Source organism: Oceanisphaera sp. IT1-181 (assembly GCF_033807535.1).
In the GTDB taxonomy this organism is placed as follows: domain Bacteria; phylum Pseudomonadota; class Gammaproteobacteria; order Enterobacterales; family Aeromonadaceae; genus Oceanimonas.
Genome location: NZ_CP136856.1, coordinates 3,062,979 through 3,081,095, shown reverse-complemented (window position 1 = coordinate 3,081,095; position 18,117 = coordinate 3,062,979). Strand labels below are relative to the sequence as shown.

Here is an 18,117-nt window from a genome sequence, read left to right as displayed (position 1 = left end):
CGCCTTAGGCGCCTTTATACACTTATGGCTGCTAAAGGCTTGTTAGCGACGTATTATCAAAGTAACGAAGCAACTTATTATTAACGCAATTACACGACAGAGTATTCAGGAAATCACGGGTAGGTTCTACCATGCTCACTGCTGAAAGCCGTCGATAATTTTAAGCGCATAGAGCTGAATTGCTGGACAGCATTCCAGCAATCACGTAGCGTCTGCGCCATTTATACCACCTTTAGGGAGCCTGCGATGTTAGTTGCCATGTTAGTTGCAAAAAGTAGGGAAACAGTCAGATGGCTACTGACCATGGTACTGCTGTGCTCTGCTATTAGCTCTGCCCATGCCCAGACGAATCCGCGTTATGCGGCCATCGTATTAGATGCCCAGAGCGGCGAGGTGCTGCATGCAGAATATGCAGACGCGGCCCGCTATCCGGCCTCATTGACCAAGATGATGACCTTGTATTTATTGTTTGAGGCCATGGACAATAAATTATTGAAATTAGATACCGGCATGCCGGTGTCGGCTCATGCGGCCTCCATGCCACAGACCAATATATCCTTGAAAAAGGGCGATCGTTTGCGCGTCCGTGATGCGATACCTGCATTAGTGGTGCGCTCAGCCAACGATGCCGCAGTCGTCGTGGCCGAAGCATTAGGGGGAAGCGAAAGTCAATTTGCCGAGATGATGACCAGAAAAGCCAAGGCGCTGAAGATGAATTCCACCACCTTTCGTAATGCCTCCGGCTTGCCTAATAGCGGACAACAAACCACGGCTCGTGATTTATCTATATTGTCGATGCGCTTAATGAAAGACCACGCCAAGTATTATCATTATTTCTCGACACCTTCTTTTACCTATGGCGGGCGTACTTACCACAGCCATAATCGACTGATAAAAAATTACCCAGGCACAGACGGCCTGAAAACCGGTTATATCAATGCCTCAGGGTTTAACGTGGCGACCTCCACTAAAAAAGGCAATCACCGTTTAGTGGCGGTGGTGATGGGGGGACGCACGGGCCAATCTCGAGATGCTGCTATGGCTGCCTTGTTGGATAAAAGTTTTATTCGTGCGCAGCAGATAGCCAAGGTTTCTCCTAAGGCTGCGCAACAGGCGCGTCAGGCAGCACAGCCGGCCAGTAAGATTGTGATCAGTAGCGAAACCGTACGCCAAGTGACAAGACAGGAAGCTCAGCAAACCCAAGCGGCTAAAATAAATCCGCCTACCTCACAAATTAAACCTATTCAGCAAGTGCCGATTCAAACTGCACAAACGGGCGCCAGCGTCATCCAATCTAGTTCGGCTCCCACCTTTAGTGCCGAGCGAAGCTGGGCGGTACAAGTAGGTTCATTTAGAGCATTAGAACAGGCTAAAGATCGGGCAGCCGAGGCGGCGCGTCGACTCGGTAATACTCAGCAGAGCAATATGGCTGTGAATCCTGCCAGTGTGGGCGGGCAAACCTTGTATCGTGCTCAGTTGGTGGGTTTACTGCAAAATGAAGCCAAGCAGGCCTGTCAGCAATTGGTACGTGAAGGCATAGACTGTTTAGTGGTCAGAATGTGAGTCTGAGGGGGGCGCGTGCAGCCTTAAAGGGTAAGCGAATAGCTACAGCGCTTTAAGGTGTAAGCGGTAGTCACTTAGTAAATAGCCACACAGTAGCAGCCACACAGTGACGGGACCGTCATTCTGAAAAATATCAGGATGGCGGTTTTTTGTTTTTACTGATGGGCTTGAATAGATGTGCCAGTGGCATTTTTGAGCAATAGAAAAGGGGCAACCTAAGTTGCCCCTTTTTTTGAACGTCTGTTTTGGCTTATCCGTAAACCGCTTTGCTCCCTGCAATCCCTGACGTGCGCTTTCCTTGTTCGCTTCCCTTTCCTGATCCTTCAGGCAGTCCTGTCTATCATCCTGATGCTCAGTGCTCCTCACCGAGTCTGCCTCTTATCCTTGAGGGGTCCGCATCACTGCCTGTGAAGTCCTTGCCATCCTGGCGGCCTGTCTTCCTGACGGGCGCTTTGCTCCTTGCCCAAACATAATAACCCGCTTCTCGACGCAGGGGCGGCGAGTTGCGTACTTAAATCTTACATCACGTTGAAACGTATTTTATTAAGTGTTTGATTTATAAGTAATATTAATTAGTTGGTGGCGTTAATCTTGGATAAGAAAGGGACTATGCTGCTTTTTCTTTGCGAGATCTCGCACAAATATACGGGCTAAAGGCTTGGCTTATGCGACATTGCCTGTACTGAGGCTTCGTGATCGAGTAACCACACTTTACGTGCTATGCCCCCCGCATAACCGACTAACTTACCGCTGGCGCCAATCACCCTATGGCAAGGAATAAGCAGCGCAATGGGATTGCGGCTATTGGCGAGGCCCACGGCACGCATCGCCTTGTGATTATTAATGCTCAGGGCTATGTCTTTATAGCTGCGATGCTCACCATGAGCAATGGTCAGCAGCGCATGCCACACCTGTTGCTGAAACGCGGTGCCTTGCGGGGCCAGCGGTAAATTAAATTGTTGGCGAGAACCGAGAAAGTATTCATTAAGTTGCCGACATGCCTCTTGCTGCAAGGGCGTGCAGGGGGCGATAACGGCGTCCACCTCATCACTAAAATGCAACGCCGTGATCACTTCTTGCTGGTTGCTCTGACTGTCGGTATGAGTCGCGGTTGCGAGCGTAATCCAACCTAATGGGCAGGCTTGAGTGCAACTGGCTTCAGTATCATTGGCTTGGGAGGAAGAGGTCGACATAGCGGGTTCCTATATAGAGTGAGAAGTGAAGGGTGAGGCGTCAAGGCAGGCCGTCTTTGGCTGGTTCCCTGCACGTTTCACACCTTACTCCTCACTGAGTATAAGATCACTCAGCTGCCAAACGTCGAAGGCGGGTTCTTCATAAGGATGGGCGGCTCTTAGGGCTGTGATGGCGGCGCGGATCAGGGCATCGTCACACACTAACTCCACTCGTACCTCGGCTACTTGTTCAACAGTGCCGGCTTGGCCGATAAAAGGGGTAGCAGAGGCTAAAGGCTTAAATTGCCCAGTGCCACGGGTTTCAAAGCAGCACTGCTCGTAGTCGCCAATTTTACCCGCGCCGGTAGCAAACACCGCCGCTTTTACTTGGCTTAGATGCGACTCAGGCACGAAAAATACTAATTTATACATAGATAATCCAACTTGATAAGAGCGTGAGGGATAAATCTTAGAGTGAAGCGTAGAGGGTGAAGAGTAAAGGGGGCAGGATTAAATCGGAAAGGGATGGTGTCGATAACACACATTCGGGCAGTAATACGCTGTAAGTAACACTGAGACGATATTTGTTTTAACTTACAGCGTACAGCTTAAGGCTGCCCGAAGGGCTTAGTTACACTTTCTTTAAGAACTGCACGGCCAACTGAATTTGTACACCGTTAACGCGGCCACCAATGTGGCCTGCTAGGCTAGCATTAAGGCTGATGTTTTTCACCGTAGTACCACGTTTAGCGATAAAGCCGGCGCCTTTCACATCTAAGTCTTTAATGATGGTCACCGAATCACCTGTTTGTAAGCGCACGCCATTGCTATCCAATAAGGCCTCGCCTTCATCTTCTTCGGGCTCGGAAAAACCAATTTCAGCCCACTCTTGTACTTCTGGCGGCAGATATAGCATATCCAACAAGTCTTGTGCCCAGCCTTCACCGGACAGCTTTTTCAGGGTGCGCCAAGCCAAAACCTGTACCGCTGGCTCTGTGCTCCACATGCTATCGTTGAGACAACGCCAGTGGTTTTGATCTTGTGGAGTATCTAGCTCTTGCTGGCAAGTCGTGCATAACAGCGCGCAATGTTCGGCACTGTCTGCTTCATAAGGGGCCACGGCGTGCAGGTCTAAGTTAGCTGTCGCTTTACATAATTCGCAGCTGTGCTCGCTACGGGCCAATAATTGTTGTTCTATGGACATGATTTACTTTCTCACCTCATGACTAAAAGTGGCAAGATCCTAGCATAAAACCGCCTACTTGTTGTGGTTATAGCCATGATGCCAGACAATGTGCAATTGGTAGCAGATGCGTAATAGAGGCCGATTCTATGAAAACCGACAGCTTACCCAGCATAAAGGTACAAGCAGGCTGTGTGCAGATAATAGGCAGTTGGACCTTAGCCCATTACAGCGAGCTCACTCAACGGCTACGTCCGCTGGCAACCGCGGCGCAAGGTGAGCTAACTCAACTGGATGCCAGCGACTTGAGCGCTTTAGATACCGCGGGTGCCGCCTTGCTGATTGATCAGCTAGGCATCAGCGCCTTTCGCCGACTATTACCCGAGGCCGAAGCCCTCTCACCGGAGCGACAGGCCTTGTTCTTGGCCGTGTTAGAGGCCATGGATCAAGACGAGCCCAAACTTCAAGCACCTGAGCGTTGGACAGATAACGTGGCCCGCTTAGGTGAGAGCATGGTGAGCGGCTGGCAGCAGTTTGTGATGTTGCTGGGTTTTATGGGACTCACCTTAAGCACACTAGCCCGCACCCTATTAATCCCCCCGCGTTGGCGCATCACTGCTTTGGTGGCACAAATACAGCAGTGCGGCCTGAATGCGGTGCCCATCGTCGCCTTGCTCACCTTTTTAGTGGGTGCCGTGGTGGCATTTTTAGGTGCCACCGTATTGGAAAATTTTGGCGCCACTATTTATACGGTCGATTTAGTGGCCTATTCGTTTTTACGAGAGTTTGGTGTCTTGTTGAGCGCCATTTTATTAGCTGGGCGCACTGCCAGTGCCTTTACTGCGCAACTGGGCGCCATGAAAGTCAATGAAGAGCTGGATGCACTGCGCACGCAAGGCTTAGATCCTATGGAATTACTGGTGTTGCCACGGGTGTTGGCGCTGGTGATCACGCTGCCGCTGCTGACTTTTATTGGCATGGTGTCGGGCTTATTCGGTGGTGCTTTAGTGTGTTTACTGGCGCTGGATATTTCGTTTGCGCAATATATGACTATCTTGCAGCAAGTACCGGTGCAGCATTTATTGGTCGGCTTGGGTAAAGCCCCGATTTTTGCCTTCTTGATTGCCCTGATCGGCTGCTTAGAGGGCTTTAAAGTGCAAGGCAGCGCCCAATCTGTGGGCGAGCACACCACGTCGAGCGTGGTACAGTCTATTTTTGTGGTGATATTGCTCGATGCCATTGCGGCACTGTTTCTGATGGAGATGGGATGGTAAACGAGGCGGTAAAACCTGAGACAGTTAGCCCTGAGTCAGTTATCACAGACAGCCCTAAAACGGTGATTAAGGTGCAGAACTTGGCCAACCGTTTTGGCAGCCATGCGGTGCACGAGCATCTGGATTTGGAGGTGCGTGCGGGCGAGATCTTAGGCGTCGTGGGCGGCTCTGGCACCGGCAAGTCGGTGTTGCTGCGCTCTATCGTGGGCTTGCGCCAACCCGATGACGGCTCGGTGCAGGTGTTGGGCCAAGACTTATTGGCTTTGTCGGATGCCGAGCGCGAGCCACTGCAACAGCGCATGGGCGTATTGTTTCAAAAGGGCGCGCTGTATTCGTCGTTGACCTTGGTTGAAAATGTGGCCTTGGCGTTAATTGAGCAAGCAGGTTTGTCGCGCAGTGAGGCCAAGCGGTTAGCTGAGCTAAAGCTGGCGCTGGTGGGCTTGCCGCGCTCGGCGGTGAACAAATATCCGCCTGAGTTGTCTGGCGGTATGATCAAACGGGCGGCGCTGGCGCGAGCCTTGGCGCTAGATCCGGATATTTTGTTTTTAGATGAACCCACCGCCGGCCTAGATCCTATTTCTGCCGCGGCCTTCGACCGTTTACTGCTGACCTTGCGCGATGCGCTTAAACTCACCGTATTTCTGGTGACCCATGATCTGGATACCTTATATGCCTGTTGTGATCGCGTAGCCGTATTGTCACAAAAGCGGGTGTTAGTGGTGGATACGCTAGCGGCGGTGGCGGCCACCGATGACGATTGGATCCGCGATTATTTTCACGGACCCCGTGGGCGTGCTGCACAAGACGCAACCCAACAAGCAACCGAACTTGAGTCGAGGAGCAAATAATGGAAACTCGCGCCCATCATGTGTTGATTGGTTTTTTTACGCTTGCGGTTGCCGCCAGCATCTTATTGTTTAGCTTGTGGTTGGTGAAATCTGGCAGCCAACAAGACTCTCGGCTTTATGACATCGCTTTTCGCGAGGCGGTAAGTGGCTTAAACGTGGGCAGTGCCGTGGAATACAGTGGTATTCGCGTTGGTGAAGTAGAGCGCTTATGGTTGGATGCAGACGATCCGCGCCAAGTGTGGGCACGGGTACGTATTGAAAGGCGCACGCCGATTAAAACCGATACCAAAGCGCGGCTGGCATTAGCCAATATTACGGGTGCCTCCAATATTCAGCTCAGTGAAGGCTCGCCCGGCAGCCCGCCTTTATCGAGCGACGAGGATGAAATCCCAGTGATAGTGGCAGAGCCTTCGCCTTTTGCTCAGTTACGCTTAAACAGCGAAGAGCTAGTGGCGGGCTTTAAAACCTTAATTGAAAATGCCAATGCTCTTTTTTCAGAAGAAAATAATCAGCACTTTAGCCAAGTGCTGCTTAATCTGGAAGCCTCTACCGGCGTGATAGCCGAGCAAAAAACCGATCTGGCCCAAGGCATCCAAGATTTAGCCGCGGCCAGCCAACAGATGAAGGTAACCATGGAGCGGGCCGCGAGTTTGCTTGGCCAATTAGAGGGCCAGTTTAATGCTAAAGGAGAGCGCTTATTTCGCAATGCAGATACTGGTATGGCGGCACTGTCGCGCAGCAGCCAGCAATTAGAGTCGTTACTAAAGGATAATCAGCCCGCATTAGCTTCTGGCTTACATAGCCTAGGCGAGCTGGAGCCCACCTTGTTGGAGCTGCGCGCTACCTTACAAAGCTTAGGCGTGGTGTCGCGAAAATTAGAGCAAGACCCGAGCGACTTCTTGCTGGGCGGCGAACGAATTAAGGAGTTTAAGCCATGAGCACAGTCCTATTTCACTGTTTACCTCGTATTTTATCTGGCTTGAGTACGCGCCTTAACCGTGTTCGCGGCTCCGCCAGCGCCGCTATGCTAGTGGGCTTAGGTGTCATGGGCTTAAGCGTAACGGGCTTAAGTGGCTGCTCCATTTTACCTAAAACAGAGCCGGTGGTTTTTTACCGCTTGCCGCCGGTAGAGTCCGTTTACTCACGCGTTTGGACTCCGCCATCACTGCCCCTCACTGTGCGCATTAAACAGCCAGATAGCAGTGGCTTATTGGCCAGCAATCGCATTGCGGTAATTCCTGCTGATAACCAACTGAGTGCTTACCAAGGCGCGCGTTGGGCAAGCAGCGTACCCATCTTGTTTCGTGACCAGATAACGGATGCTTGGCTACAAAGCGGGCGTATTCAGCACGTTATTAATGACAGCAAACCGCTAGCGGCAGATCGCGAGCTGGCGGGCAGTTTGCGCGCCTTTCAAACCGAATATATTAACGGCCAGCCCACTGTGGTTATTCACTTTGATGCCCAGTGGATAGACCCCAACCAGCGTACCTTATTAGCCAGTCGCCGTTTTAGCGTGACCGAACCCGCGGTAAATCCAGAGGTGCCCGCGATAGTAGCTGCCTTTGGTGTGGCGCAAGCGCGCTTAAGCCAAGCGCTACTGGAATGGGTACTCACGCAGCCCACAGAGCAGAAGGAGGCCCCTTAATCCATGAGCCATGCCAAGCACACCCTGCGTCGGTTGTTTAGCCGACCTTCACACAGCCTGCTACCGCTGGTGTTGCTGGGCTGTGTGATAGGTGTGCTCGCAGGCTTAGTGATGGCGAGCTTTATTGGTTTGCTGAACTTGGTGTTAAGTTGGCTCAATGGCAACTCATTAGAAGACTTTGAGTCTTTATCGCTGGGTTGGCGCTTTGGTTTGCCCATTCTGGGCAGCCTGTTATTAATTTTGTTGTATCGCATCACTCCCGCCTCGGCACAGACAGTGGGCTTAGCCTATGTGTTGGAACGTTTACAATTTGGTGGCGGCCGCTTGCCGCTGGCCAATACGCTGTTTCAATTTGTAGCCGCCTTAATTTCGCTAGGCAGCGGGCACAGTGTCGGGCGAGAAGGGCCGGCGGTACAAATGGGGGCGGGCCTTGCCAGTTGGCTGGGCCAAGTGACCCGCAGGCCGCCCAGTCAGTTACGTTTGCTGGTAGGCTGCGGCACGGCGGCGGCCATTTCAGCGGCCTTTAACACTCCCTTAGCGGGGGTGCTGTTTGCCATGGAAGTAGTACTGATGGAATACAGCATTCTCGGCTTTGCTCCCATTATTGCCTCTGCCGTGAGCGCCTCCGCCTTTACAAATACTCTGCTCGGCCCCCATGTGGTGTTAGCGCCGGCCAATTTATCGTTAGCAGATTATGGTGATATGCCGAGCCTGCTGGCTACCGGCCTGTGGATGGGTTTAGTGGCGGTGTTGTTTCATTATTTAGTGCGGCTATTTTTGCGCTTTCCACTTAAATCTCGCGCCGTTAAATTACTGCTGGCGGGATTAATTACCGGCAGTTTAGCGGTATGGGTGCCAGAAATATTAGGTTCAGGTTATGACACCATTAATCTGGCCTTAAGTGACCAAGTACCGATCAAGCTGTTGTTCATTATCTTGGTCGCTAAGTTGCTGGCCACCGCTGGCGCCATTGGGCTAGGCGTGCCCGGCGGCCAAATTGCCCCTATGTTGATGCTGGGCGTGTGTGCCGGTGGCGTGGCCGGCGCTATTCTGCCCGGCAACTCAGATCCCAGCTTGTATGCGTTGTTAGGCATGGCAGCCATGATGGGTGCGGTGTTAAATGCCCCCTTGGCGGCGATTGCCGCGGTTTTGGAGTTATCGCTGAGTGCTGAAGCGATGTTTCCGGCCATGACGGTGGTACTGACCGCCAACTTAGTTTGTCAGCATGGGTTTGGTCAGCCGTCGTTAATTCTTACTTTGTTGAAAAAGCGGGGCCGCTTGCTGCATACGGACCCACTGCGCACCGCCTTGGCCCAGCGTTATTTATCTGAGTTAGCGAGTTTTAATTTTGCCGAGTTAGATATGGCCACCGATAGTAGCGTGAGCACCGCATTAGCCCCGCCTCAGCCGTGGGTGGTAATACGCGACGGAGAGCACAGTTATTTATTAAAACAAGAATCGCTGCGCCACGCTTATCAGGAATACCAAAGCGTGCAGGATGAAGGCGAGCATGACCACGATCACGAACATGAAAATCTCAATGACCTAGCGTGGATCACCCCGCTGTTAACCAATAATCGACGACTGCTAGGATTAACGGAAGATGCATCTTTGCTGATGGCCTTAAAAACCCTGCAGCAAGAAGACTGCGCAGGCTTTCTCTTGCCCGTAGGTCGCCAAGGCTTAGGACTAGTGACTCGCCGCAGACTCGTAAAGCGACTCACCTCAGATGAAGTCGTTCATTAATGTTACGTAAAGCGGGAGGCGTAAAGCCTAATCCGAGGCTTGTTTATCTCTTGTAGCTGCCAACTTGTTCGGCAGTCCTGCGAAGCAGGATAATATGATCAGTTATATTTTCAGAATGGTATAAAACACACTCTGGGCCGCCAATAAAAAAGACACAGCCGGTGCCCGCTGTGTCTTTTTTATTACGCTTTATTGCCGAGCATTATTTGCTCTCGCTAAGCTTTTCGCTACCGCTGGCTGTCCGCTAGCGCCTGCTTGGCTTGTGCTTGCCACTTGCCGGGGAGAGCGGCGGCTTTTTGTAAGCTGGCGCGGGCGGTTTGCTTATCGCCTAAGCCTTGCTGCGTTAGCCCAAGGTTCAACCATGCGGCGGCCAAAGTGGCATCCACTTGGGTGGCCTGTGTAAAGGCTGCAGCGGCCGCTTCTGGATCTTGGTCTGCATGCAGCGTATTACCCAGTGCAAACCAGCCCAAGGCGTAGTCTGGCCAGCGAGTCGTAACTGCCTGCCAAGCAGGCAGGGCGGCATGGGCACCGGCCACGGCTTCAAAGGCGGTGATGCTGTCGGCGGCTACCAGAGGCTTGATGCTCTGGGGTAATTGGCCAGGAGCAAGGGCGACCATAGCCCAGTGTTGGCTGCGTGCCCAAGTAGCGTTGAAGCGACTCATGCTCATTACCTGCCGCGACTGTTCGCCGCTGTGCAGCAGTAATTGCTGTGGGGCTTGGTCGTAACCAATCACCACCGCGTAGTGCCACATGGGCGCAAAAGATAGGCCTAGGTTTTGTAATACCACCACCGGATGGCCCGCATCCACTTCTGTTAATAGCGCATCAAAGCTGCCATCGAGCGCATAACTAATACGCTGATGACGGCGCACCGTGGCTAGCATTTCCGGTTGCACACTGCCTTCACGGCCGGGCAAAAACACCTGCGGGATCAAGGTGTCGACGCTAACCTCTTGACCGCTGGCGGCTAGAGACATGGCTAATGCCGCAGGACCACATTGATAGTCGCGCTGGCTGTAAAAAGGCACACCGGTGACAAAGGATTGACTAGGCAATTGCGCTTTTACCGCCGCCGATAATTGTGGTTGGGCGGCACAGCCGGAGAGCAGTAATAATGAGCCCAAGGCTAATAATGAAAAAACGCCCGCCAGGCGGACGTTTTTTAACAGGCTAAAGTGAGTCATTAACGAGTGAAGGGGAATACGTTGGTTAAGCCCAGCAGGTCTGTAACCAATAACACTATGAATACAGTGAGCAAGGCACCGATAACGGCGTTAGCACCGGCCGGCATGTTGTCTAACTGATCTGCCATTTGCAGCACTTCTTGATCCGTCATGGCGGCAACACGGGCTTCAACTTCGCTCATCTCTACGCCGTAATTTACCAATTGCTCTTGTACGTCGTTGCGAGCCAATAAATCATTAATGCGCGCGCGCTCATTACTAATCTGTACCGCATCCAGTGCGCTCTGAGTGGAGACTAACTGGCTAGGCTGTGCCTGTACCATGATCGGCATGGTGCCCATCAATAATGACAAAACCAGCAAAGGGTTAAGGAATTTAAATAGCTTCTTCATTTTTATGCTCCTGAATATATTAGTGCGTTAGGCCGCACGAATGCGGTAGCTAGCGCGTTAGATGACTTATTATGAGCTTTTTATTGTCTTACTGTTAAGCGTGTCATTAGATAGCATCATCATACTAAATTTCCATTTAAATGAATGAGATAACAAGTGGGTTTCTACTTTTCAGTTAGCTTATGACGGCGATTGCAGTTTGCTAGTCCTTATTCATCAATAGCTTAGCTCCATTTGGGGCGTTGTTAAGTTGCAGCAGGGTTGCGACAACAACCGACATTCAAGGCATCACAGTTATGCGTAAACAGAAAAAGGAGCCGCAGCACGCACTTAATCAGGCTCATCAAAGATATAAGCAACCGAGCGCCATTCGTCAATGGCTGACGGCGGCGGGCAGCAAACAGTGGCTGCTCGCGACTGTGCTGTGCCTGAGCAGTGTCACGGTATCGGCGAATAGCTCGGTCGAGCAGTTAGGCATAAAGATACTTGCGGAGTTACCGCACGACCCTGCGGCGTTTACCCAAGGTCTTTTGCTATATAAGGGGCACTTTTATGAAAGTACTGGTTTATATGGCCACAGCAGCCTGCGTAAAGTGCAGCCGGACACTGGCGAGGTAGTGGCGAAACGTAAGCTGGACTCTGGGTATTTTGGCGAAGGACTGGCGCGCGTCGGCCAGCAGCTGATCCAGCTCACTTGGCGAGAAAGCCAAGCGCTGGTGTATGACGTAGAAGATTTGAGCCTACAACAGGTATTTAATTATCAAGGTGAGGGCTGGGGTCTGTGCTTTGATGGCGAGCAGTTGTGGATGAGTGATGGCTCAAGCGTTTTGCAGCAACGTAACCCTCAGGATTTTTCGCAGCATGGGCAGTTAAGCGTGACACTGCACGGCGAGCCTCTAGAGCAGCTTAACGAATTGGCCTGCGTAGGTGAGTATATTTATGCCAATATCTGGCAGGACCACAGACTAGTGCGCATCAACAAAACCACGGGGCATGTGGAGGCGGAAATAGACGCCAGTGCTTTGGTGGCGGCCAGTGGGCGCGGGCGAGACCCAGAAGCCGTGCTCAATGGTATTGCTTATGATGCGCAAACCGAAGTGTTTTACCTCACCGGCAAGCTGTGGCCGAAGATATTTAAAGTGCAATGGCAGGAGAAATAGCCGGAAGCTTGAAGCTGAACTTAAGCCGTCTTCCTGATGCAAGTCAGGATCTCGCTTTTGTTTTTTTAATTCCTAATCGCGGGATACTGGGGCTACGTCATGCTGATACTGAATCAAGTTCAGCATGACGAAGATTCAGTACCAGTATTACGGCAGAAAAGAAAACCCCGAGCTTGTAGGCTCGGGGTTTTCTTTTTTCTAGCTTCCAGCGTTAGCCTTTGCGTTGTTTCTCCAGCATAGGCCGTAAGAAGCGAGCGGTGTGGGACTCCGGGTGAGTGGCCACTTGCTCTGGAGTGCCGGCCACCAGTATCTGGCCGCCGCCGCTGCCGCCTTCGGGGCCCATGTCGATGATCCAGTCGGCAGTTTTCACCACATCCAAGTTGTGCTCGATAATTACCACCGTATTGCCGTGATCCCGCAGGCGATGTAGTACCGTGAGCAGCAGCTGAATATCTTGAAAATGCAGGCCAGTAGTTGGCTCATCTAAGATATACAGGGTTTGGCCGGTATCGCGTTTTGATAGCTCTTTGGCGAGCTTCACCCGCTGGGCTTCACCGCCGGATAAGGTAGTGGCGGATTGGCCGAGGCGAATATAAGACAAGCCTACGTCCATCAGCGTTTGCAGCTTGCGATGTATGGCAGGCACAGGTGCAAAAAACTCACAGGCTTCTTCCACTGTCATATCCAGCACTTCGTGAATGCTTAAGCCTTTGTACTTAATCTCCAGCGTTTCACGGTTATAACGCTTGCGCTTACACACATCACAAGGCACATAGACGTCCGGCAAGAAGTGCATTTCCACCTTGATCAAGCCATCGCCTTGGCAGGCCTCACAGCGGCCGCCTTTCACGTTAAACGAGAACCGACCCGGCTTATAACCGCGAGAGCGAGACTCTTGAGTGGCAGCAAACAGTTCACGAATGGGCGTAAAAATACCCGTGTACGTGGCGGGGTTAGAGCGTGGCGTGCGGCCAATCGGGCTTTGGTCGATATCCACCACCTTATCTAACTTGTCCATGCCTTCTATGGTGCGATACGGCGCCGGCTGGCTGATAGTGGCTTTGTTCAGCTCACGATGGGCGATGGGGAATAAGGTGTTATTGATCAGCGTGGATTTACCGGAGCCGGACACGCCGGTGACGCAGGTCATTAAGCCCAGCGGTATGGTTAAATCGACGTTTTGTAAGTTGTTGCCGGTCGCACCTTTCAAGGTTAGCCAGTGCTCACCTGTCGGCGTGCGCTGCTCAGGGATGGCAATGCACTTGGTGCCCGATAAATAAGCGCCGGTTAAGGAGTCGGGGTTGGCCATCACCTCGGCAGGCGTGCCCTGCGCCACTATATAACCGCCGTGCACACCGGCACCGGGCCCTATGTCTAATACATAGTCGGCGGCGAGAATGGCGTCTTCATCATGCTCCACCACTATGACCGTATTGCCAATGTCGCGCAGGTGCACCAAGGTGGTGAGTAAGCGTTCATTATCCCGCTGATGCAGGCCAATGCTGGGCTCGTCTAATACATACATCACGCCCACTAGCCCGGCACCAATTTGGCTGGCCAAGCGAATACGCTGGGCTTCACCGCCCGATAAGGTATCGGCACTGCGCGATAAGGTCAGATAATTAAGACCGACGTTGACCAAGAAGCCGAGGCGGGCGCAAATTTCCTTGAAAATCTTATCGGCAATTTGCGCCTTTTGGCCGGTGAGCTCCATATTACTAAAGAAAGCGTGGGCATCACCGATGGCCATGTTCGCCACTTGCGGCAAAGTATGATCCGCCACAAACACGTTGCGTGGGCCTTCTTTTAAACGGGCACCGCTGCAAGTGGGGCAAGCGCGGTTACTTTGGTATTTACCCAGTTCTTCACGTACCGAGTTAGACTCGGTTTCTCGATAACGACGCTCCATATTGTGCAATATGCCCTCAAAGGGGTGTTTGCGTACCAGTACATCGCCGCGGTCGTTCATGTATTTGAAGTCGATACTGGTGCGCCCCGATCCATAGAGCACCGCTTGTTGGATCTCTTGCGGCAAGTCTTGATAGGGCACTTCTAAGTCGAAGTGATAATGCGCGGCCAAGGAGGTCAGCATTTGATAGTAGTAATAGCTGCGCTTATCCCAGCCTCTAATGGCACCGCCTGATAAACTCAACTCTGGATTACTGATCACCTTTTCTGGGTCAACAATTTGCTGCACGCCTAAGCCATCACAGCTATCACAGGCACCGGCTGGGTTATTAAAGGAAAAGATGCGCGGCTCCAGCTCAGCAATGGAATAGCCACATTGCGGACAAGCAAAGTTCGCAGAAAACACCAGCTCGGTATTGCAGTCGTCATCCATGGCCACTACCGAGGCGATGCCGCCGGAGAGTTCAAGTGCGGTTTCAAAAGATTCGGCCAAGCGCAGTTGCAGATCGTCACGCACTTTAAAACGATCCACCACCACTTCTATGGTGTGCTTTTTTTGCAGCTCCAGTGTGGGCGGATCCGAAAGATCACAGACTTCACCGTCAATCCGTGCGCGAATAAAGCCCTGAGCGGCTAAGCCTTCTAACAGCTTAATGTGCTCACCTTTACGATCCCGCACTACGGGTGCCAGCAGCATCAGCTTTTCGCCTTCTGGCTGCTCCAGCACTTTATCAACCATTTGGCTCACAGTTTGTGCGGTCAGCGGCAGCGAATGCGTGGGGCAACGCGGTTCACCCACGCGAGCAAACAGCAGGCGCAGGTAATCGTAAATTTCGGTAATGGTGCCCACTGTGGATCGCGGGTTATGAGAAGTGGACTTTTGCTCGATGGAAATCGCCGGCGATAGGCCTTCGATATGATCCACATCGGGCTTTTCCATTAAGGAAAGAAACTGACGCGCATAGGCCGACAACGACTCTACATAGCGGCGCTGGCCTTCTGCATAGAGAGTATCGAAGGCGAGGGAAGACTTGCCTGAACCCGATAAGCCAGTGATCACTATCAGTTTATCTCGGGGTAAATCCAGACTGATATTTTTCAGGTTATGGGTGCGGGCCCCGCGTACTTCGATTTTCTTCATCTGCAACTTCACCTAGCTGTAAATTCGATCGGCTAGTATGGCATTGGATCAATAGCCCGCCAAGTATGAATAAGGATTAATCTTGACAGGCACCCCGTGCTAAACTAGGTCTCTTTCTATCTGTATTATTTGACGTCACAAGAGGACTCATGAGCGACGAGCAAGGTTTTAGCCCCCGCGAACGGCGGGCATCCTTTACCCTGGCGGGTATCTTTGGCATGCGCATGCTCGGTTTGTTTATGATAATGCCGGTGTTTGCCTTATACGGTAAAGACTTGATCGGCTTCTCACCTTTATGGGTTGGTATCGTAATCGGCGTATATGGCCTCACCCAAGCGGTGCTGCAAATTCCCGCCGGTTGGTTGTCGGATCGCATTGGTCGCAAACCGGTTATCTACGCGGGCTTAACCTTATTTGCGTTAGGCTCTGTGGTGGCGGCCATGGCAGATTCAGTCTATGGCGTGGCCATTGGCCGTGTGCTGCAAGGCTCAGGCGCCATTGCCGGTGCTATTTTGGCGCTGGCCGCCGACATTACTTGTGAAGAAAACCGCACCAAGGCGATGGCCATTATTGGTGTTTGCATCGGTTTATCGTTCGCCGTAGCCATGGTGTTGGGCCCAGTGTTGGCTTCTTGGTTTGGTTTGTCGGGCGTATTTTGGGCCACGGCTATCTTGGCGGTGATTGGCATTATTATGGTGCGCTTTATGCTGCCGGATCCGGTGCATAAGGGCCAAATTCGTGACGTAACCGCAGCACCAGAATTGTTTGGCCGACTGCTAAAAGACAAACAATTATTACGCCTCGACTTTGGCATTATGCTGCTGCACTTAACGCTTACCGCCGTGTTTGTGGCGTTTCCGCTGACCTTGCTCGATGCTGGACTGGCCGCCGAAAAGCATTGGTGGCTGTATCTGCCGGTCTTGTTGCTGTCGTTTTTACTGATAGTGCCGGTGCTGATTATTGGCGCCCGCCGCAATCTGAATAAGCAGTTTTTTCAAGCCTCTATCTTAGTGATGATGCTGGCGCTGATTTTAATGGCGCTCGGCAACGGTCATATCACGCTGCTAGCGCTGGCCATGTTGCTGTATTTTACCGCCTTTAACTTTATGGAAGCCTCTTTGCCTGCCTTTTTGTCGATGTTGGCACCGGCAGGCGCTAAAGGCACGGCCATGGGAATTTATTCAACCAGTCAATTTTTTGGTGCCTTCTTAGGTGGCGTGCTGGGCGGGCTTTTGTTCCAGACGCTGGGCGGCACGGCGGTGTTTTTGCTGGTCGCCGTTAGCATGCTGGTGTGGTTTTGGTTGGCGATGGGCATGAGTAATGTGAGCAAGGTTAGATCTCATATTCTGCCCATCGGTGTTAGTATAGAAAACACGGAACGTCGCGAGCATCTTGTGGCCCAGCTGTTAGCTTTGCCCGGCGTGCTTGAAGCCTTAATTATCCCAGAAGAGGGATCGGCTTACCTCAAGGTTGACGGTAATACCTTTGAATTAGAACAAGCAAAAATTGTAATTAATCTGTAAGTGCGGAGCGAGTTATGGCCAATAGAGGCATCAATAAAGTTATCCTGATCGGCCATTTGGGTCAGGATCCTGAAATACGTTATATGCCGAATGGAAATGCGGTAGCCAACATTACCTTGGCCACCAGTGAAACCTGGCGTGACAAGCAGTCTGGCGAGCAGAAAGAAAGAACCGAGTGGCACCGCGTGGTTTTCTTTGGCAAGTTGGCAGAGATCGTCGGCGAATATCTGCGTAAAGGCTCACAAGTCTACGTAGAAGGCCGCTTACAGACTCGTAAATGGCAAGGCCAAGACGGCCAAGACAAATACACTACCGAAATCGTGGTCGATATTGGCGGCACCATGCAAATGCTCGGCGGTCGGCCCCAAGGCGGCGGTGGTGGTCAAGGTGGTGGCGGTCAGCAAGGCGGCTGGGGTGGTCAACAAGGTGGCCAGCAACAAGGCGGACAACAGCAGCAACAGGGCGGTGGTCAGTCTTACGGCGGCCAGCAAGACAACCAGCAACAAGGTGGTCAAGGCAACTGGGGTGGCCAGCAAGGCAATCAGCAGCAGTCTGCCCCGCAAGGTCAGCCCGCTTACGGCCAGCAGCAGAATAAACCTGCCGCCCCGCAAAACCAACCTACACCTGCGCCTACCTATAACGAACCCCCAATGGATTTCGACGACGATATACCCTTCTAGACGGACTCGTTTGAATTGCGCTAGTGCGTATAACTTACTAGCCAATAAGGCCTCGCGAAAGCGAGGCCTTTATTTTTAGTGAATAGTTAAATAATTAGACGAGAATTGATGAGGTCGGTTAGTCGTTTATTTACGGTAAATATCGGACAAAAGGTTAGCTTCACCGACCTGCTAAGCCACATCCTTGTGACGCTCAGCACATGGCATCCCTGTCATAAACTTGATCTAGCACAGTATAAAGTTAGCCGTAATCAATACTATGGCCCAAAATAATGCAGGCTCGGCTATTTTACGATGCACAATCAAAGCTAAGTGCTGCGTGCGGTTTCTTTTTCATCGATCACGGCGGCTATGATGTCGCCGGTTACGTTAGAAGCTGTGCCACCCATGTTGAGGATGGCATCTACGCCTGCGATTAAGGCCACTATTTCTAGCGGCAAACCAAACAGGCTCAATACGGCAGATAAGGTGACCAAGCCGGCGGCGGGTACGCCAGCGGTGCCGGTAGACAGCAGCGTGCCGATCACCACTATGGCCATAAAATCGGTCCAAGCTAGGTCTAGCCCCATGATATTGGCGGCAAACACTAAAGACACGCCCATGCGCAGCGCGCGGCCATCTGAATTAAAGATGGCGCCTAAGGGCAGGGCGAAGTTGGCGGTTTATTCTGGCCTCATTAAGCGTGCTTAGCGTGT

The 18,117-nt window shown here is 52.0% G+C and carries 16 protein-coding genes; 9 read left to right on the top strand and 7 right to left on the bottom strand.

Annotation, left to right across the window (positions count from 1 at the left end):
* Nucleotides 1-246: 246 nt before the first annotated feature.
* On the top strand, nucleotides 247-1,563 hold the full coding sequence (locus R0134_RS13670) for a D-alanyl-D-alanine carboxypeptidase (RefSeq protein ID WP_319782508.1): 1,317 nt from the start codon (nucleotides 247-249) through the stop codon (nucleotides 1,561-1,563).
* A 650-nt stretch (nucleotides 1,564-2,213) separates the two neighbouring features.
* Here R0134_RS13670 and R0134_RS13665 read toward each other — a convergent pair.
* From R0134_RS13665 to R0134_RS13655, 3 genes are all read right to left on the bottom strand, one after another.
* Nucleotides 2,214-2,756, bottom strand: a complete 543-nt coding sequence (locus R0134_RS13665; RefSeq protein ID WP_319782507.1) for a methylated-DNA--[protein]-cysteine S-methyltransferase — start codon at nucleotides 2,754-2,756, stop codon at nucleotides 2,214-2,216.
* 84 nt (nucleotides 2,757-2,840) lie between these two features.
* Complete coding sequence (locus R0134_RS13660; protein WP_319782505.1) at nucleotides 2,841-3,167, bottom strand: YqfO family protein; 327 nt, start codon at nucleotides 3,165-3,167, stop codon at nucleotides 2,841-2,843.
* Nucleotides 3,168-3,366: 199 nt separating this feature from the next.
* A complete protein-coding gene (locus tag R0134_RS13655) occupies nucleotides 3,367-3,939 on the bottom strand; it encodes a PhnA domain-containing protein (RefSeq protein WP_319782504.1) in 573 nt (190 codons plus the stop codon).
* A gap of 128 nt (nucleotides 3,940-4,067) precedes the next feature.
* On the opposite strand from R0134_RS13655, the gene R0134_RS13650 reads away from it, so the two are divergent.
* From R0134_RS13650 to R0134_RS13630, 5 genes are read left to right on the top strand one after another with little or no spacing between them, the layout of a single operon-like run.
* Nucleotides 4,068-5,192, top strand: a complete 1,125-nt coding sequence (locus R0134_RS13650; RefSeq protein ID WP_319782502.1) for an ABC transporter permease — start codon at nucleotides 4,068-4,070, stop codon at nucleotides 5,190-5,192.
* Nucleotides 5,186-6,040 (top strand): ABC transporter ATP-binding protein, encoded by an 855-nt coding sequence (locus tag R0134_RS13645; RefSeq protein ID WP_319782500.1) that lies wholly within the window; start codon nucleotides 5,186-5,188, stop codon nucleotides 6,038-6,040. Before R0134_RS13650 ends, R0134_RS13645 begins: the two co-directional genes overlap by 7 nt.
* On the top strand, nucleotides 6,040-6,978 hold the full coding sequence (locus tag R0134_RS13640; protein ID WP_319782499.1) for an MlaD family protein: 939 nt from the start codon (nucleotides 6,040-6,042) through the stop codon (nucleotides 6,976-6,978). Before R0134_RS13645 ends, R0134_RS13640 begins: the two co-directional genes overlap by 1 nt.
* The gene (locus tag R0134_RS13635) at nucleotides 6,975-7,688 is read left to right on the top strand and encodes an ABC-type transport auxiliary lipoprotein family protein (protein ID WP_319782498.1); all 714 of its coding nucleotides are present in this window, start codon (nucleotides 6,975-6,977) and stop codon (nucleotides 7,686-7,688) included. The genes R0134_RS13640 and R0134_RS13635 overlap by 4 nt, the downstream gene beginning before the upstream one ends.
* A gap of 3 nt (nucleotides 7,689-7,691) precedes the next feature.
* Entirely contained in the window at nucleotides 7,692-9,434 is a 1,743-nt protein-coding gene (locus tag R0134_RS13630) for a chloride channel protein (protein WP_319782497.1), read from the top strand.
* A 227-nt stretch (nucleotides 9,435-9,661) separates the two neighbouring features.
* Here the strand turns inward: R0134_RS13630 and R0134_RS13625 are convergent, their stop codons facing one another.
* Both R0134_RS13625 and R0134_RS13620 read right to left on the bottom strand, forming a co-directional pair.
* Nucleotides 9,662-10,618: a PA2778 family cysteine peptidase gene (locus R0134_RS13625; RefSeq protein WP_319782496.1), complete on the bottom strand. Its 957-nt coding sequence runs from the start codon at nucleotides 10,616-10,618 to the stop codon at nucleotides 9,662-9,664.
* Nucleotides 10,618-11,010: a PA2779 family protein gene (locus tag R0134_RS13620; protein WP_319782495.1), complete on the bottom strand. Its 393-nt coding sequence runs from the start codon at nucleotides 11,008-11,010 to the stop codon at nucleotides 10,618-10,620. Before R0134_RS13620 ends, R0134_RS13625 begins: the two co-directional genes overlap by 1 nt.
* A gap of 296 nt (nucleotides 11,011-11,306) precedes the next feature.
* Here R0134_RS13620 and R0134_RS13615 point away from each other — a divergent pair, with 296 nt between their 5' ends.
* Nucleotides 11,307-12,170 carry a glutaminyl-peptide cyclotransferase gene (locus tag R0134_RS13615; RefSeq protein WP_319782493.1) on the top strand — a complete coding sequence of 288 codons (864 nt, stop codon included), beginning with the start codon at nucleotides 11,307-11,309 and terminating at the stop codon, nucleotides 12,168-12,170.
* A 211-nt stretch (nucleotides 12,171-12,381) separates the two neighbouring features.
* On the opposite strand, the gene uvrA is transcribed toward R0134_RS13615, so the two are convergent.
* On the bottom strand, nucleotides 12,382-15,219 hold the full coding sequence (gene uvrA / locus R0134_RS13610; protein WP_319782492.1) for an excinuclease ABC subunit UvrA: 2,838 nt from the start codon (nucleotides 15,217-15,219) through the stop codon (nucleotides 12,382-12,384).
* Nucleotides 15,220-15,368: 149 nt separating this feature from the next.
* Between uvrA and R0134_RS13605 the strand changes: the two genes are divergently transcribed.
* Nucleotides 15,369-16,742 carry an MFS transporter gene (locus R0134_RS13605; protein WP_319782491.1) on the top strand — a complete coding sequence of 458 codons (1,374 nt, stop codon included), beginning with the start codon at nucleotides 15,369-15,371 and terminating at the stop codon, nucleotides 16,740-16,742.
* A 14-nt stretch (nucleotides 16,743-16,756) separates the two neighbouring features.
* Nucleotides 16,757-17,422, top strand: a complete 666-nt coding sequence (gene ssb, locus R0134_RS13600; protein WP_413641406.1) for a single-stranded DNA-binding protein — start codon at nucleotides 16,757-16,759, stop codon at nucleotides 17,420-17,422.
* Between the two features lie 308 nt (nucleotides 17,423-17,730).
* Here the strand turns inward: ssb and R0134_RS13595 are convergent, their stop codons facing one another.
* Complete coding sequence (locus tag R0134_RS13595; protein WP_319782490.1) at nucleotides 17,731-18,024, bottom strand: cation:dicarboxylate symporter family transporter; 294 nt, start codon at nucleotides 18,022-18,024, stop codon at nucleotides 17,731-17,733.
* Between the last annotated feature and the right edge of the window lie 93 nt (nucleotides 18,025-18,117).

Excerpts from the sequence above, each read along its gene's own strand:
- R0134_RS13670 (WP_319782508.1), top strand. The coding sequence starts at position 247 with ATGTTAGTTGCCATGTTAGTTGCAAAAAGTAGGGAAACAGTCAGATGG.
- R0134_RS13665 (WP_319782507.1), bottom strand. The coding sequence starts at position 2,756 with ATGTCGACCTCTTCCTCCCAAGCCAATGATACTGAAGCCAGTTGCACT.
- R0134_RS13660 (WP_319782505.1), bottom strand. The coding sequence starts at position 3,167 with ATGTATAAATTAGTATTTTTCGTGCCTGAGTCGCATCTAAGCCAAGTA.
- R0134_RS13655 (WP_319782504.1), bottom strand. The coding sequence starts at position 3,939 with ATGTCCATAGAACAACAATTATTGGCCCGTAGCGAGCACAGCTGCGAA.
- R0134_RS13650 (WP_319782502.1), top strand. The coding sequence starts at position 4,068 with ATGAAAACCGACAGCTTACCCAGCATAAAGGTACAAGCAGGCTGTGTG.
- R0134_RS13645 (WP_319782500.1), top strand. The coding sequence starts at position 5,186 with ATGGTAAACGAGGCGGTAAAACCTGAGACAGTTAGCCCTGAGTCAGTT.
- R0134_RS13640 (WP_319782499.1), top strand. The coding sequence starts at position 6,040 with ATGGAAACTCGCGCCCATCATGTGTTGATTGGTTTTTTTACGCTTGCG.
- R0134_RS13635 (WP_319782498.1), top strand. The coding sequence starts at position 6,975 with ATGAGCACAGTCCTATTTCACTGTTTACCTCGTATTTTATCTGGCTTG.
- R0134_RS13630 (WP_319782497.1), top strand. The coding sequence starts at position 7,692 with ATGAGCCATGCCAAGCACACCCTGCGTCGGTTGTTTAGCCGACCTTCA.
- R0134_RS13625 (WP_319782496.1), bottom strand. The coding sequence starts at position 10,618 with ATGACTCACTTTAGCCTGTTAAAAAACGTCCGCCTGGCGGGCGTTTTT.
- R0134_RS13620 (WP_319782495.1), bottom strand. The coding sequence starts at position 11,010 with ATGAAGAAGCTATTTAAATTCCTTAACCCTTTGCTGGTTTTGTCATTA.
- R0134_RS13615 (WP_319782493.1), top strand. The coding sequence starts at position 11,307 with ATGCGTAAACAGAAAAAGGAGCCGCAGCACGCACTTAATCAGGCTCAT.
- uvrA (WP_319782492.1), bottom strand. The coding sequence starts at position 15,219 with ATGAAGAAAATCGAAGTACGCGGGGCCCGCACCCATAACCTGAAAAAT.
- R0134_RS13605 (WP_319782491.1), top strand. The coding sequence starts at position 15,369 with ATGAGCGACGAGCAAGGTTTTAGCCCCCGCGAACGGCGGGCATCCTTT.
- ssb (WP_413641406.1), top strand. The coding sequence starts at position 16,757 with ATGGCCAATAGAGGCATCAATAAAGTTATCCTGATCGGCCATTTGGGT.
- R0134_RS13595 (WP_319782490.1), bottom strand. The coding sequence starts at position 18,024 with ATGGGCGTGTCTTTAGTGTTTGCCGCCAATATCATGGGGCTAGACCTA.